14 protein-coding genes are annotated in these 15842 nt (G+C 45.7%); 2 read left to right on the top strand and 12 right to left on the bottom strand.

Features of this window, described 5'->3' with window-relative positions:
* Positions 1–2 precede the first annotated feature (2 nt).
* The 3 genes from recG to DWV34_RS03600 form a co-directional block, all read right to left on the bottom strand.
* Positions 3–2033, bottom strand: coding sequence for an ATP-dependent DNA helicase RecG (recG, locus tag DWV34_RS03590; protein ID WP_118475503.1), 2031 nt, complete (start codon positions 2031–2033; stop codon positions 3–5).
* A gap of 89 nt (positions 2034–2122) precedes the next feature.
* Positions 2123–3763, bottom strand: a complete 1641-nt coding sequence (locus tag DWV34_RS03595) for a DAK2 domain-containing protein (RefSeq protein WP_009290480.1) — start codon at positions 3761–3763, stop codon at positions 2123–2125.
* A gap of 17 nt (positions 3764–3780) precedes the next feature.
* Positions 3781–4137 (bottom strand): Asp23/Gls24 family envelope stress response protein, encoded by a 357-nt coding sequence (locus tag DWV34_RS03600; RefSeq protein ID WP_022260796.1) that lies wholly within the window; start codon positions 4135–4137, stop codon positions 3781–3783.
* Between the two features lie 190 nt (positions 4138–4327).
* On the opposite strand from DWV34_RS03600, the gene rpmB reads away from it, so the two are divergent.
* Positions 4328–4513: a 50S ribosomal protein L28 gene (gene rpmB, locus DWV34_RS03605; protein ID WP_006565876.1), complete on the top strand. Its 186-nt coding sequence runs from the start codon at positions 4328–4330 to the stop codon at positions 4511–4513.
* Positions 4514–4589: 76 nt separating this feature from the next.
* On the opposite strand, the gene DWV34_RS17350 is transcribed toward rpmB, so the two are convergent.
* The 8 genes from DWV34_RS17350 to DWV34_RS03640 all read right to left on the bottom strand — a co-directional run bounded on the left by DWV34_RS17350 (position 4590) and on the right by DWV34_RS03640 (position 10263).
* On the bottom strand, positions 4590–4727 hold the full coding sequence (locus DWV34_RS17350) for a hypothetical protein (protein ID WP_006565877.1): 138 nt from the start codon (positions 4725–4727) through the stop codon (positions 4590–4592).
* Between the two features lie 113 nt (positions 4728–4840).
* Positions 4841–5218 (bottom strand): GerW family sporulation protein, encoded by a 378-nt coding sequence (locus DWV34_RS03610; protein ID WP_006565878.1) that lies wholly within the window; start codon positions 5216–5218, stop codon positions 4841–4843.
* Between the two features lie 4 nt (positions 5219–5222).
* On the bottom strand, positions 5223–6143 hold the full coding sequence (locus tag DWV34_RS03615) for a DUF2953 domain-containing protein (protein WP_009290479.1): 921 nt from the start codon (positions 6141–6143) through the stop codon (positions 5223–5225).
* 4 nt (positions 6144–6147) lie between these two features.
* Positions 6148–6459, bottom strand: coding sequence for a hypothetical protein (locus tag DWV34_RS03620; protein WP_006565880.1), 312 nt, complete (start codon positions 6457–6459; stop codon positions 6148–6150).
* Positions 6460–6507: 48 nt separating this feature from the next.
* Complete coding sequence (gene pyk, locus DWV34_RS03625) at positions 6508–7941, bottom strand: pyruvate kinase (RefSeq protein ID WP_022260797.1); 1434 nt, start codon at positions 7939–7941, stop codon at positions 6508–6510.
* 61 nt (positions 7942–8002) lie between these two features.
* Positions 8003–8887: a rhomboid family intramembrane serine protease gene (locus tag DWV34_RS03630; RefSeq protein ID WP_006565882.1), complete on the bottom strand. Its 885-nt coding sequence runs from the start codon at positions 8885–8887 to the stop codon at positions 8003–8005.
* 12 nt (positions 8888–8899) lie between these two features.
* Positions 8900–9832, bottom strand: a complete 933-nt coding sequence (locus DWV34_RS03635) for a magnesium transporter CorA family protein (RefSeq protein WP_022260798.1) — start codon at positions 9830–9832, stop codon at positions 8900–8902.
* Between the two features lie 86 nt (positions 9833–9918).
* A complete protein-coding gene (locus DWV34_RS03640; RefSeq protein ID WP_006565884.1) occupies positions 9919–10263 on the bottom strand; it encodes a lytic transglycosylase in 345 nt (114 codons plus the stop codon).
* 201 nt (positions 10264–10464) lie between these two features.
* Between DWV34_RS03640 and DWV34_RS03645 the strand changes: the two genes are divergently transcribed.
* On the top strand, positions 10465–14679 hold the full coding sequence (locus DWV34_RS03645) for a 2-hydroxyacyl-CoA dehydratase (protein WP_006565885.1): 4215 nt from the start codon (positions 10465–10467) through the stop codon (positions 14677–14679).
* Positions 14680–14911: 232 nt separating this feature from the next.
* On the opposite strand, the gene DWV34_RS03650 is transcribed toward DWV34_RS03645, so the two are convergent.
* Entirely contained in the window at positions 14912–15820 is a 909-nt protein-coding gene (locus DWV34_RS03650) for a LysR family transcriptional regulator (RefSeq protein ID WP_118475505.1), read from the bottom strand.
* Positions 15821–15842 lie beyond the last annotated feature (22 nt).

The following is a 15842-nucleotide window of genomic DNA, read 5'->3' on the forward strand; positions in this document are numbered from 1 at the left end:
CTTTATATCCTGTTGGCAAGCGAAATCTGTTTTTCCAGACGGCTGTTTTTTAATGTGGAGAAATCAAATTCTTCCTCACACAGCTGATGTACTGCATCGCTTGCCTGTTTTAAAAGATCTGCATTGGTATAAATATCGGCCAGGACAAAATCCATCATCCCGCTCTGCCGGACTCCGAAAAAGTCTCCCGGTCCTCTGAGCTTCAGATCCTGATTGGCAATGTAAAATCCGTCGTTAGACTTATTTAACACTTCCAGCCGCTCCATCGTTTCTTTCTTTTTTACTCCGCTCATAAAAATACAGTAGGACTGGTGTTCTCCCCTCCCCACCCTGCCTCTCAGCTGATGCAGCTGGGCGAGGCCGAACCGCTCGGCGTTCTCCACCATCATGACCGTGGCATTGGGCACGTTGACACCGACCTCAATAACTGTGGTAGACACCAGGATCTGGATGCTGCACTCCGAAAATTCATCCATAATCTTCTGCTTTTCCTTTGGTTTCATTTTACCATGAAGCACCCCGATCTGTATACTGGGAGGAAACTGTTCTCTCAGCATATTGGCATACTGAATCACATTTTCACCCTCCATGGCCTCGCTTTCCTCCACCATTGGGCAGATAATATAGATTTGCCGCCCCTCTGCCACCTGCTTCTCCATGAATCGATACGCATTCGGACGGTAACTCTGATTGACAACACAATTTTTAATTGGAAGACGGTTCTTCGGCAGCTCATCGATGACGGACACATCCAGATCTCCGTACATAATGATCGCCAGGGTCCTCGGTATCGGAGTGGCACTCATAACGAGGACATGTGGTTCCTTCCCCTTCTTTGAAAGGATCTCTCTCTGCCGGACCCCGAATCTGTGCTGCTCGTCCGTGATAACCAGAGCCAGCCGGTCATACTCCACAGCATCCTGAATCAGGGCGTGGGTCCCGATAACAATATCATACTCATGGTTTTTAATTCCCTGATAGATTTCTCGCTTTTCTTTCGCCTTTACAGATCCTGTGAGCAGCGCCGCAGACACGCCGAACGGTCCAAGAAGTTCCTGAAAGGTCTCGTAGTGCTGGCTTGCAAGCACTTCTGTCGGAGCCATCAGAACGCCCTGATACCCGGCCTTCGCGCACATCAGAAGAAGGATCACCGCAAGGATCGTCTTCCCTGATCCCACGTCCCCTTGTACGAGACGATTCATGACCTTCTCCCCCATTAAATCCTTCTGCATCTCCAGAAGAGCCCTTTTCTGTGCTCCGGTCAGTTCATAAGGAAGCGACTGGATCAGCCTGTCCGCCTCGCCGCATACCGGGATCGGATAACGGTTTTTTTCCTCCCGGTGCTCCTGTTTCATCAGGTTCATCCCCGCCATAAAAATGAAAAATTCATCAAAGATCAGTCTCTTTTTCGCCTCCACCAGCGTCTGTTTGTCCCTTGGAAAATGGACATTCCAGATGGCTTCGCTGTAATCCATCGGACGGTATTTTTTAAGAATCTGCTCCGGGAGATATTCCCGGATACCCTTTATATACTCCTCCGTCTGCATGACGGCCTTGCTCACTGTTTTATTCGTAATCCCCGATGTCAGCGGATAGACCGGCTGTAAAGTCTGCTGCTTTGCGCTGTAATCCTCCTCTTTAAAAATCTCCGGGTGCTCCATCATCAGACGGCCGTTTTTAAAAACCGGTGTCCCAACGAAAATATAGTCCTCTCCCCGGTGAATCTGTTTCTTTAAGTATGGCATATTAAACCAAGTAAATGTCATAGTGCCGGAACTGTCCTTTCCGAGACAGGAGACAATCTTTAATCCTCTTACATATCGGATATTCACATCTGATGTAATCCTCACCTGTACTGCGGCCCTCTCTCCTGCCGTCAGTTCAGAGAGCAGGACAGGGTCTTCATAGGTCAGATAGTATCTGGGATACATAGTGATCAGGCTGTCCACAGTCTCGACTCCCAGCTTTTTAAATCCGTTATATGTTTTCTCACCGATCCCCTTCAGGCATTGGATATTTGTATCCCCGTTCATAAATCAACTACTCCTCTATAAATACGGACCTCCCCGTGGAAAAGGAAAAGGGAACAGTATCTGCTCCCTTTTGATTGTCCATTCTTTTCTTATTCTACAGACAGCAGGAAATAATAAATTGGCTGTCCTCCATATTCCATCTGGACCTCGCAGTCCGGATACAGTTCCTCTGCCTTTTTCGAAAGCTTCACAGCCTTCTCCTCCGGCGTCTCATCCCCGTAGTATATACAGATCAGTTCGCTGTCCTCGTCCACCATACTGCGAAGGAGTCCCAGCGTCACCGCTTCTACATCATTCCCAACTTCCTGAATGCCGTTGTCGTCAATCCCCATAATATCATCGACTTTGATCGTCTTGCCGTCAATGGTCGTATCACGGACTGCATAAGTGACTTCTCCGGTTTTTACACCGTTCATCATCTCGGTCATGGCAGCCTCATTCTCTTCCACACTGCTTTCCGCCTCAAATGCAATCAAAGCAGAAATCCCCTGCGGTACCGTCTTGGTCGGAATGATAATGATCTCTTTATCTTCCACGAGGGCTTTCGCCTGCTGGGCAGCCAGTATAATATTTTTATTATTCGGCAGGATGAACACATGATCCGCATTGACCTGAGCAATCGCATTGAGCATATCTTCCGTGCTCGGATTCATGGTCTGTCCGCCTTCGATCAGATAATCTGCCCCCAGTTCTCTGAATATGTCGTTGAGACCGCTTCCGATTGAAACCGCAACAAATCCCATATCCTTTCTCGGAGCCGGTTCTTTTTCCTCTGCCTGACGGCTCAGGTTCAGGCGCTCCTCATGCTCTTCCCGCATGTTATCGATCTTCATGCTGGTCAGTGCACCGTAAGAAAGTCCCTTTTCAATAGCCTTGCCCGGATGATTCGTGTGGACATGCACCTTCACGATGTCTTCATCCGCCACGACTACAATGGAATCTCCCATACCGGTCAGATAATCCTTAAACTCCTGTTCCTGCGCCGAACCAAATTCTCTGTCCAGCATGACAATAAACTCTGTACAGTATCCGAACGTAATATCCGCCGTTTCTCCGGATGCGGCTCCCATCGGTTTTTGCACCGGTCTGGAAACCGGCTCAACTTTCAGATCCACTTCCTTACCGAGAAGAACATCATAGGCTCCCTGAAGAACTTCCAGGAGTCCCTGTCCGCCGGAATCCACAACCCCGGCTTCTTTTAAAACAGGCAGCATCTCCGGCGTCATCTGGAGTGCTGTGTTGGCTTCCTGCATGACATTTTGGGCAAACTCTTCAAAATCGTCTGTCTTCTTTGCGGATCTCAAAGCGCTGTCTGCCGCTGCCTTGGCAACGGTGAGGATCGTTCCCTCTTTCGGCTTCATAACCGCCTTGTAGGCAGTGTCCACAGCCTTCTTAAAGCCCGCGGCTACATCTCTGGTTGTCAGTCTGTCCAAATATTTAATCTGCTTTGTAAAGCCCCGAAACAGCTGGGAAAGAATCACCCCTGAGTTTCCTCTGGCTCCTCTTAATGATCCGCCCGAGATAGCCTTTGCCAGCTCCTCGATCGTAGGATCATCTATCGCACCGACTTCTTTTGCCGCCGACATGATCGTCATCGTCATATTGGTTCCCGTATCGCCGTCGGGCACCGGGAATACATTCAATTCGTTAATATGCTCTTTATGAGCTTCCAGTCTCTTCGCTCCGCCAATAAACATCTTTTTGAGCAAAGCTGCGTCAATCTGCTTCATTTATCCTGCCTCCGTAATTATCCTATATCTTTCACACCTTCAACGTATACATTGATCCGTTCCACTTCCAGACTGGTGAACTCTTCTACCCGGTATTTCACAGAAGACATCAGGTTGTCCGCTACCGCAGAAATGGATACACCATAAGAAACAATAATGTGAAAATCTATGGAAATTTTGTTGTTCTTCACAGAGACAAAAACACCTTTTCTTATATTATCTCTGGTCAGCAGCTTTACGATTCCGTCTTTCATATTGACCATTGCCATGCCGACAATACCAAAACAACCAAGGGCACAAATCCCGGCATACTTGGCAATCACTTGATTTTCGATAGAAATCTCGCCGTTCTTCGTATTCATATGTCCTTTCATCGCTTTACCTCCATACTTCGTATTCTTGTGCGCCCACACAGCTCATTTTACCCGGAACGCTACTTAGATTATACTATTTACCTCTGAAAAAGAAAAGAGAATTTCTTCTTGATTTTTAGAAATCAATCTGGTAGAATGAAATAGTTGTCAGTCCCAGAGAGGGATAAGATCGAGTTAAGGAGGTGCTAACATGGCAAAATGTGCTATCTGCGGAAAAGGCGCTCATTTTGGTAATGCAGTCAGTCATTCACATAGAAGATCAAATAAGATGTGGAAATCAAATATCAAATCTGTAAGAGTGAAGGTAAACGGTGCAGCTAAAAAAATGTACGTTTGTACTTCTTGTCTGAGATCAGGTAAAGTCGAAAGAGCGTAATCTTTCCCGATTATTATAAACCTAGGGAGCTGGAATATCCGGCTCTTTTTTTCGTTTCAGATAAGATTCCTTCTGTTTACTGAAAAAACAGAAAATAAGACAGAGTGATACTCACCCCGGTCATTGCAAACTGTGTAAAATCTCTTTGGATGAACATTCCGATAAACAGCCCGAGGCCAAAAAAGAAAAAAGCGACTCCGCAAACACGTTTCATACATACACACCTGATTTAAGCTTATTAGCTAGTATATGCAGAACAACACAAAGTATTGAATAAAAAATACCCTGTATTACAGATTTCTGTTCATACAAGGTATTTTAGGGAGGTTATCGTTCGTTCTCTAAGTCTTCTACTATATCTTCCAGTGTCTCTTCTTTTTTTGTAAATTTGTCAATCACATCAGGAACCATGTCCAATAGTTTTGTAATCGTTTCCTGATTCTTAACATTCACAAGCTTCGTCTGTCCGTCACGGATCACAAGAACCGCACTTGGCGTCATCTTGCCCCCGATACCTCCGTATCCCCTGGCTTTCCTGTCTCCGCGGAAATCCCCGGCTCCCATGCCGAAAGATACGTCTACCAGAGGCAGAATGATCGTATCCTTCACATAGATGGGATCTCCAACCACGGTTTTTGAAGTCATAAATCCTTCGATTCCCTGAAATAACGAGTCCACGGTCTCATTAAACTTTTCTTTGTTCATAAAACTAACCTCCTATTGTTCTCATAATGCGTTCCTTCTGTCTCCAAAGCTCCTTATCGCGGTAAACATCCCATAAGATCTTCAGAAAATGAAACGCGTATATCCGGCCTGAAACTGTCAGTGCGGCCTCAAATCTGGCTTCCGTAAAATCCGGCTCCACAGACAGTCTGTCGTTAAACAGCGGCATAAAAGCACTGACAGCAGCGAGTGTCTGTCCTGTCATGGCGGGATCATCAAAGCCGAAAGCCACGTCCCCCGAAAATTTCTTCGGCAGAAAATGCCTGATCCCTTTTTTTCCGTATCCAAATAAGCGTTTGACTACACGGATCAATTCCTCATCTTCCAGCAGTTCTTTGAAAGATTCTGCCTGTTTCAAGGCAGCTTTTATTCTCCGATACTGACGCTTACCTGTATTATAACATCTTTGAAAGAAATTTTTCACCCTTTTTCTGAGCGGCAGCTTCCCGGACGGTTCTTCTATGACAGAGTCAAACTCTTGACCGTCTCCGGTATAATCCAGAATATCCCCTGAAAAGCCTGTCTCCGAATCAGGATCAGCCGGGTGTCCGGCTGCTTCCCGGGGCACTTCTGCCCGGTCTCTTATATCCTTCCCAGATTCTCTGATTTCTACCACATCATCAGCCGCTTTCCTGTTGAGCAGCGACCATCTTTCTTCATCCGAGTGATAGACAGGAAATCCCAGGATCCTTAAAGATACCGCCGGTTCCTCTCCCTCTTTCCATGACACCTTCATTCGCAGAAAAAAGAAAAGCCATGATACCCTGGCTTTGGCCCATTTCTCCCAGCCATTGTAAACTCCCCGGGCACGGTAGCCTGCCGGTGCGAACAAGATCAGAAGCAGGAACACGAAGATACAGAGAAGAATGATTCCTATGATTTTTAAAATAATCCATAAAGCTGCCATCGTCTCACCCCTCTTCAAAAAATTCCGGTATCCGAAACATGGAATCCTGTTGTCTGATGTCTTCCACAATCCTTCTGAGCACCACGAAAGCATCCTGTTTTGACACGGCACATCCCACGACTGTGACATCCTTTTTTCTGTAATAATCTTTCAGCAGTTCCCGGTATTCGTAAATCTCCAGCACTCCCACGTTTCCAAGAGGAAGCGTAATACAATACAGCGAAGGAATGCTCTTTCCTTTTACAATCCGCTTTATTAACTTTTCTTTCGTTATCGTTAAAATTTCCGATATGTAAAACTTTTCAGCAGCCTTCATATATTCACCTTACCAAAAAGGGGATGTTTTCACACCCCCTGATCCTTTTTATTCGCCGATTTTTACAACTTTCAGCATGTTTGTCACACCTTTTCCGCGGTGGTCTGCCGGACCGCCTCCGGTCAGAACGAGAATATCATTCTCCTGAGCAAGATCTGCACTCAGTACGATCTCCGTAGCCTCATCCAAAAGTTCCCTCGTAGATGACGCTTTGTGAGATTTGAACGGACGCACGCCCCAGTAAAGCTGCATTTTGCGCACGACAGCCTCATCCGGAGATAATCCGATGATCTGTGCATCCGGCTTAAACTTGGATACGATTCTTGCCGTAAATCCTGACATACTGGAAGCCAGAATACATTTTGCATTGATGTTATGGGCAGTCTGTACTGCGGAGTAAGCAACTGCCGCTGAGATTCCCCGGTTCACATAGATAGAACGGAAATCCTTGATCTTCGTATCCAGGTGCAGCTCTGTTGAGATAGCAATCTGATTCATCATCCTGACTGCTTCCACAGGATATTTCCCTTTTGCAGTCTCCCCGGAAAGCATGATCGCGTCGGTACCATCGTAGATCGCATTGGCAACGTCTGTTACTTCTGCTCTCGTAGGACGAGGGTTGCGGATCATGGAATCCAGCATCTGAGTAGCAGTGATTACCGGTTTAAATGCGTTGTTGCACTTTTTGATGATGGCTTTCTGCATGAAAGGAACTTCCTCTGCTGGAATTTCCACACCTAAATCACCTCGGGCTACCATGATTCCGTCAGAAGCCTGGATAATGGACTCGATATTTTCTACACCTTCTACATTTTCGATCTTAGAAATGACGCCCACTTCCATATTGTGAGCTTTCACAATCTCTTTGATCTCATTTACTGCGTCAGCATTTCGGATAAATGAGGCAGCGATGAAATCAATGCCGTTTTCCAGTCCGAATTCAATGTCGCTCTTATCTTTTTCTGTGATAGAAGGAAGATTTACACGCACATTTGGTACGTTGACCCCTTTGCGGCTTCCCAGAAATCCACCGTTAACTACGTCACATACGATATCGGTTCCGTCTTTGATCTCTTTGACTCTCAGCTCGATCAGCCCGTCGTCGATCAGAATCGTGTTGCCTTCTGCAACATCCTGAGGAAGCTCTTCGTATGTAATTCCTACGATAGAATCATTTCCTTTGATATCTCTTGTGGTCAGAACAAATTCCTGTCCTTCTTTTAATTCCACATCTCCGTCTGTATCCAAAAGTCCGGTACGGATTTCCGGTCCTTTTGTATCCAATAAGATCGCAATCGGAATATTCAGTTCTTCACGGAATCTTTTAATCCTCTTGATCCTTCCAAGCTGTTCTTCATGGTCACCATGAGAAAAGTTTAATCTCGCAATATCCATTCCTTCCAGCATCAGCTGTTTGAGCACCGCGTCGTCATCCGTCGCAGGCCCCATTGTGCAAACAATTTTTGTTTTTTTCGTCAGCATAGTTAATCTCCTTTTCATAACAATGTATAATAAATTAATCTATAAAAAATTAATTATTTCCTTATTTATCTTTCTTCACATGGACATGTGTAAACAAATGATCCTGACAATATTCATAATTACCCTCACACTTTGAACAATAGCGGAATTCCAACGTGGGATCATCCAGTTCTGTGCGGTGGCAGACGGCACATTCATGCCTGGCGCCGTTCTTTTTCGGCTCCACGTGTCCGGCAGGTTCCCCAAACTGTGCTTTCCTCTTTCTCTGTCTTACCTTTTGGCCGAACATCGCTCCCTTTGCCTTCATTTTCTTTGTTGAGAAAAAGAACAGAACAAAATTCAGCAAAGCGACTACTATTGATACTTTAATCGAAATTCCCGTAACTGTAAAGTCTGTTGCAATAAAAAATGTATAAAACAGGTATGCGGCGTCAAGATATGCCAGCCACTTTACCTTCATCGGAATGATCATATAAAACAATACCTGCATGTCCGGGAACATCATTGCATAGGCCAAAAACAGAGATAAGTTCAGATAGAAGGTATCCATCTGCACAAACATGGCATTAAACTCTCCCCCTGATAAGACAAGAATCAGGTATGTAAGAAATGCTCCTGAAATGGTCCCGAGCACACCAATCATATAGTACATGGTAAATCGGAAACTTCCCCAGACCTGTTCCAACGATGATGCGATAGAATAATAAAACAGCAGTACAAAAATCATAAAGAACAAGTTGGTAGACGGTGCGATCAGAAGGAACGTAAAAATCCTCCAGACTTGTCCGTGCAGTATAAGGTATGGATTCAGCGTAAACTGACTGTACAGCTCCGGCGCGGCAAACTGAACCATGATGCCTACGACATATAAAAGAATAATATACTTTGGAAGTCCCGGAATAGAAAACCTCCCAAACTTCCTCTCCAGCTTATTTAACCAATTCATAAGAAACCTTTCCTAAAATGTTTTTTTCTTTCCTAATACAATACTTCCGATCACCGTCAGCACCAAAGACACTCCTACCAGTCCGAAAAATCCAAACGGGCTGTCCGCAAACGGCACAGGCACGTTCATTCCCCAAAAACTTGCGATCATGGTCGGTATGGACATGACGATCGTGATCACGGCCAGAACCTTCATGACAATATTCAGGTTGTTGGAAATTACAGATGCATAGGCATCCATCGTTCCGCTTAAAATGTTGCTGTAAATATCGGACATCTCGATCGCCTGTTTGTTTTCGATGATGACATCATCCAGCAGTTCCTCATCTTCCGGATACTGTTTGATTTTTTCGATCTTTAACAGACGCTCTAACACCAGCTCATTTCCCCTCAGTGATGTAGAGAAATAAACCAGTGACTTTTCCAGTTCCAAAAGCTCGATGAGCTCCTGGTTCTTCGTAGATATATGGAGCTGTTTTTCGACTTCATCACTCTTTTTATCGATGATCCGCAGGTACTGGAGGTAAAGGGAGGCATTCCGAAACAGGATCTGTAAAATAAATCTGGTCTTCTTATATGTCCAGAAATTCCGTACCCTTCCCTCTTTAAAATTAGAGAGCACCGGCGTATCCATCAGACAGATGGTAATCAGGCACAGTTCCGTCAATATGATCCCGCATGGAATCGTCACGAAGTAGTTCTTCTCTTTTCTCTCCTCTGTGATCGGCACATCCACGATGATCAGCGTATAGTTGTCCTCAACCTCAATACGTGAGCGCTCTTCTTCATCCAGCGGTGCTTTTAAATGATCCAGATCGATCTGGTACTTCTGGGAGAGTTCCACCAGTTCCGTGGCCGTAGGGTCTACCACGGAAATCCAGCAGCCCTCTATGGGCTCAGATATTTCATTGATCCGGCCGTCCATTGTCCGAAAAATCTGTATCATTTGAGTCTCCTTCCACTCCGCTGCGGTCACAGGCAGATGAGATCATCCGCCTGTTTTCCACGAGTTCACGTTTCATTATAGAGATATTATTTCTCTTTGTCAATTAAGAGCACTGTCCCGACAGGAAGGGTCAGTTCTCTGACGCTTTTGTTTGATTTTGCTAATTTTTCAAAGGAAACATTCTTATTTTTCATAATATTCATCAGAGTGTCTCCTTTTTTCACTACATATGGCTCAAAAGCACCCGAAATCACCGGTCCCGCTGACGGAATACATAATTCATCACCAATCTGCAGATTATAAATGTTCACATAGGGATTTTTCCTCATGATCTCCCTTACACTCACATTATATTGTTTTGCGATTTGATACAAGGTATCTTTTTCCTTAATTACATAAACTGTTCCATTACAGTTTCCCCGTTCTGCCATATCTTATACTTTCCTTTGCCTTTTTATTATAGACTATGCCTTGTTTTTTATATGTTTCCGATTTATTTTAGTGAATTTTTTTCTCATCTCCATTTTCTCCGCCTATTTAATAGGTAAGAAGACCGCACTTGAATCTTGTTATTTCAAAATCTTTATTTTATAATAAGACTACTATCGAAAAGGAAAGTAGGTTACAGTTAGATGAAACGATTAGGAATTGATATCGGCTCTACCACCGTCAAAGTAGCGGTGATCGATGAGCAGCACAATATATTGTTCTCAGACTATGAGAGACATTATGCAAATATACAGGAAACACTGGCATCACTTTTAAGAAAGGCAAAAGATCAGATCGGAGACGTCACTTTTGCCCCAACAGTCACTGGCTCCGGCGGGCTTTCTATTTCTTCTTATCTGGAAATCCCGTTCTGCCAGGAAGTTGTCTGTGTCTCCACGGCTCTCCAGGACTATGCCCCAAGGACCGATGTCGCCATTGAGCTGGGCGGCGAAGATGCTAAGATCATTTATTTTACCAACGGCATTGATCAGAGGATGAACGGCGTCTGTGCAGGAGGCACGGGCTCTTTTATCGACCAGATGGCCTCTCTGCTTCAGACCGATGCAGCGGGACTCAATGAATATGCAAAAAACTACGATACGATCTACCCTATCGCAGCCCGATGCGGTGTATTCGCGAAATCAGATATTCAGCCTCTGATCAATGAGGGAGCAACAAAAGAAAATCTTGCGGCTTCTATCTTTCAGGCAGTGGTAAACCAGACCATCAGCGGCCTGGCCTGCGGAAAACCGATCCGCGGCAATGTTGCATTTCTGGGAGGTCCGCTCCACTTCCTCTCCGAATTAAAAGAGGCATTTATCCGCACACTCGGCCTTGAAGGAGAGGCGATCATTGCCCCGAATCATTCCCATCTGTTTGCCGCTGTAGGTGCCGCTCTGAATGCCCGTGAGGAAGTGACAACCAATTTCACGGAACTGCTGGATCATTTTAAAAGAAAAATTGAGCTGGGCCATGAGGTAGACCGCCTGGAACCTTTATTCAAGGATGAACAGGAATACCAGATGTTCCTTAAGGAGCATAACCGCCACATCGTAAAGCGCGGAGATCTTTCTACATATGAAGGCAGCTGCTATCTTGGGATCGATGCCGGTTCTACTACTACCAAAGTAGCTCTGGTCAGCGACAGAGGCGACCTGCTGTACAGCTATTATACAAATAATAACGGAAATCCTCTGAATGCGACTATCGATGCGCTGAGGGAAATTCATGCACAGATGCCGGACACGGCACACATCGTATCTTCATGCTCCACAGGCTACGGGGAACACCTGATCAAGGCTGCACTCAATCTGGATTACGGAGAGGTGGAGACCATTGCCCATTATTACGCGGCAGCATTCTTCGATCCGAACGTGGACTGTATTCTGGATATCGGCGGACAGGATATGAAATGTATTAAGATTAAAAATGGAGTCGTGGACAACGTACTTTTAAATGAGGCCTGTTCTTCCGGCTGCGGATCTTTTATTGAAACTTTTGCAAAATCGTTAAACTATTCTGTACAGGACTTTGCAAAAGTCGCTCTGACAGCCAAGACACCGATCGACTTAGGTTCGAGATGCACTGTATTTATGAATTCCAAAGTAAAGCAGGCCCAGAAAGAAGGCGCCAGTGTCGGTGATATTTCTGCCGGTCTTGCGTATTCTGTCATCAAAAATGCTCTTTTAAAAGTAATTAAACTGACAGATCCAAAATCGCTCGGAAAACACATTGTTGTCCAGGGCGGAACCTTCTACAACGACGCCGTACTGAGAAGTTTTGAGAGGATCTCCGGCTGCAGCGCCATCCGTCCGGATATCGCCGGCATCATGGGTGCCTTCGGAGCCGCCCTGATCGCAAAAGAGCGCTTTAAGACAGAACACACGAAGACACAGATGCTTCCTATGGAAGAAATCTTCGCTCTCTCTGTGGATACTTCTATGACCCGGTGCAAAGGCTGTACCAACAACTGTCTTTTAACGATCAACAAGTTCTCCAACGGCGGCCGCTATATCACTGGTAACCGCTGTGAGAGGGGCATCGGCGGCAAGGCGAATAAAGACAATATTCCGAACTTGTATGAGTATAAATTAAAACGTACCTTCGGCTACGAATCCATCCCTGCCGAAGAGGCAAAACGCGGGGTTATCGGTATCCCCAGGGTTTTAAATATTTATGAGAACTATCCGTTCTGGCACACGTTCTTCACAAAGCTTGGATTTTCCGTGGTCCTGTCCCCTGAGTCTTCCAGGAAGATTTATGAGCTGGGCATCGAATCCATCCCGAGTGAGTCCGAGTGCTATCCTGCAAAGCTCGCCCACGGACACGTGATGTGGCTCATTAAGCAGGGCATCAAGGATATTTTCTACCCGTGCATTCCTTACGAACGGAATGAGACCGAAGAGGCCAATAACCACTATAACTGTCCGATCGTCACTTCTTATGCCGAAAACATTAAAAATAACATGGAAGAACTTCGGACAGAAAATATAAGCTTTATGAATCCATTCCTGGCCCTGGACAATGAAGAAGCCTTAAAGCCAAGACTTTTTGAGGAGCTGGGTGAAAAATACGGCATTGACGCACCGGAGATCAGCGACGCTGTGCGTGCTGCCTTTGATGAACTCGACAGCGTGAGAAAGGACATTCAGAATCAGGGTGAGGAAGTTCTCGCTTATCTGGCAGAGACAGGGCGCACCGGAATTGTCCTCTGCGGACGTCCGTACCACATCGACCCGGAGATCAATCATGGAATTCCGGAACTGATCAATTCCTACGGCATTGCCGTGCTGACAGAAGATTCTATCTCCCACCTTTCCAAGGTGGACCGGCCGCTGAACGTATCGGACCAGTGGATGTACCATTCCAGGCTCTACGCGGCTGCCAACTACGCCAAATCCAACAAGCAGCTGGAAGTGATTCAGCTGAACTCCTTCGGATGCGGCCTGGATGCGGTCACAACAGATACCGTCAACGATATTCTTACCCGTTCCGGAAGGATCTACACGGTATTAAAGATTGATGAGGTCAATAACCTTGGGGCAGCCCGAATCAGGATTCGTTCTCTGATCAGTGCCGTCCGTGTCAGAAAAAAACATAACATTGAGCCGAAACCGGTATCTGCTGCCATGAAGAGAGTTGAATTTACGAAAGAGATGGCAAAGGAATACACGATCCTGATCCCGCAGATGTCTCCGATTCACTTTTCTATGTTGGAACCTGCCTTAAAATCCTGCGGCTACAAAGTCAAAGTACTGAAACAGCGGGGAATGAAGGATGTCAACACAGGACTTAAATATGTCAACAATGATGCGTGCTATCCTTCTCTGATTGTCATCGGACAGCTGATGAATGCACTGTTGTCAGGCAAATATGATACAGACAAGATCGCCCTTGCGATCAGTCAGACCGGAGGAGGCTGCCGTGCAACGAGCTACATCAGCTTTATCCGCAGGGCTCTTGAGAAAGCGGGTTACGGACACATTCCCGTCATCGGAATCAGTACCCAGGGTATTGAGAAAAACAGCGGATTCAAGCTCACTCCGGGCCTTTTAAACCGTGCGGTCCAGGCTATCGTCTACGGTGATCTGTTCATGAGAGTCGTCTACCGCACCCGCCCGTATGAAAAGGAAAAGGGCTCTGTGAACCGTCTGCACAAGCGCTGGGAAGCCAAATGCAAGAGGGATGTCATGAAAGGAAATCTTTCTACTTTCAAGAAGAACATTAAAGGCATCATCCGCGACTTTGATAAAATTCCTCTGACGGATGAAAAGAAGCCGAGAGTCGGTATTGTAGGTGAAATCCTCGTAAAATTCCTGCCGGATGCCAACAATCATCTGGTAGAACTCCTGGAGCGGGAAGGCGCAGAGGCTGTTGTCCCTGACCTTTTGGACTTCTTCATGTACGGTTTTTACAACAGCAATTTCAAATATCGTTACCTCGGAAAATCAAAGAAGACGGCGATCATATGTAATTCCGGAATCTGGATCGTGGAACAGTACCGGAAAACATTAAGAAAAGAACTTGCAAAGAGCAAACGTTTTGATGAACCGGCATACATTAAGGACCTGGCTGCCTACGCCAAACCGTTCGTCTCCATCGGAAATCAGACCGGTGAGGGCTGGTTCCTGACCGGCGAGATGGTAGAACTGATTCACAGCGGTGCGCCGAACATCGTCTGCACCCAGCCATTTGCATGTCTGCCGAATCATGTGGTAGGAAAGGGCGTGATCAAGGAACTTCGCCAGGCTTTCCCTGAATCCAACATCGTTGCCATTGACTACGATCCGGGTGCCAGCGAAGTCAACCAGATCAACAGGATCAAGCTGATGCTGTCGGCAGCGGTTAAAAATATGTGACATTTTCTGCATGATTTCCGTTCGGCTCTTAGAATGCCTCACTCCAATCATGCAGAAAATGAATATAGTATCTGCCGGAGAAAGCTGCCTGCTGAACAAAAGTGGTGTTTCCAAATAATATTTTACCTTCTTCAAGGTATTTCCCTTGAATATTTCGACATATTGTGATATTATCATTTTATACAAAAGAGAAAAAACAGCAGTCTGTGATTTGCAGGCTGCTGTTTCTATTTTATAGATTCTGTTTTTTATATTCTTTCTGAAGTATTTCTGCAAATTCCCTGACAAATCCGTCTTCCCGGTCTTTCCTCCAGCAGACAATATATTCCCTTTTTAATTGCTTTCCATCTGCGCAAAGCGGAATGCGGCGAAGTGGGATATCGCCCTGTCCCGGCCTTTCCCCCGTTTCTTCCGTAAGCAGAAATCCTTTGTCCCAGGCTGCTAAAAGTCTGGCTTCTTCCGGAGTATCAGCAAATAAAATATTGTCCTGTAACCCCAGCATATTGACACAGTTATCTCTCTGCCGCTCTCTCTGGTCAGCAGGGACAGCAATAATACAGGGGATTCTGCGTAACTCTTCAATATTCACATAATCCAGGGCACTCAGAGGACTTCTCTCCGATATCTCAATGAAATATCTGCCTTTGGTCAGAGAAATGTATTCAAAGTCTTGTAAGTCACCCGGCCTTGGGCTGCAAAGAATGATATCCGTTCCTCCGAAACACAGCATGTCTATCAGCTCTTCTGCATACCCGGCAGCGGTCTCCAGCTCCATCATGGGATACTTCTCAGATAATAATGCTGCTGCCCTGCAGAGTTCCGTTCCATGCAGATATTTTGAATATCCGACACGGAGACGCTGATTTATTTGTCTTCCGATCCGAGCGGTTTCTTTTTTCAGACGCTCCGCCTCATCCAGCAGCACAAGGCCGTGCCGATAAAAATATTCCCCTGCAGGTGTCATATAAAATTTCCGGTTCTTTCTCCTAATCAGCTCTGTGTCAAGATTTTCTTCTAAAGCGCGTATCTGCTGCGACATCGCAGACTGGGATATCCCGCATTTTTCGGCTGCATCAGTAAAACTTTGGCATGTGATCACCTCTGTAAAATACTTTAATTGTTTTAATAACAAAAAAGTCACCTCCCCTGCCGTTTTTCATCCT

It is taken from the genome of Anaerostipes sp. AF04-45 (assembly GCF_003461725.1).
GTDB lineage: Bacteria > Bacillota > Clostridia > Lachnospirales > Lachnospiraceae > Anaerostipes > Anaerostipes caccae.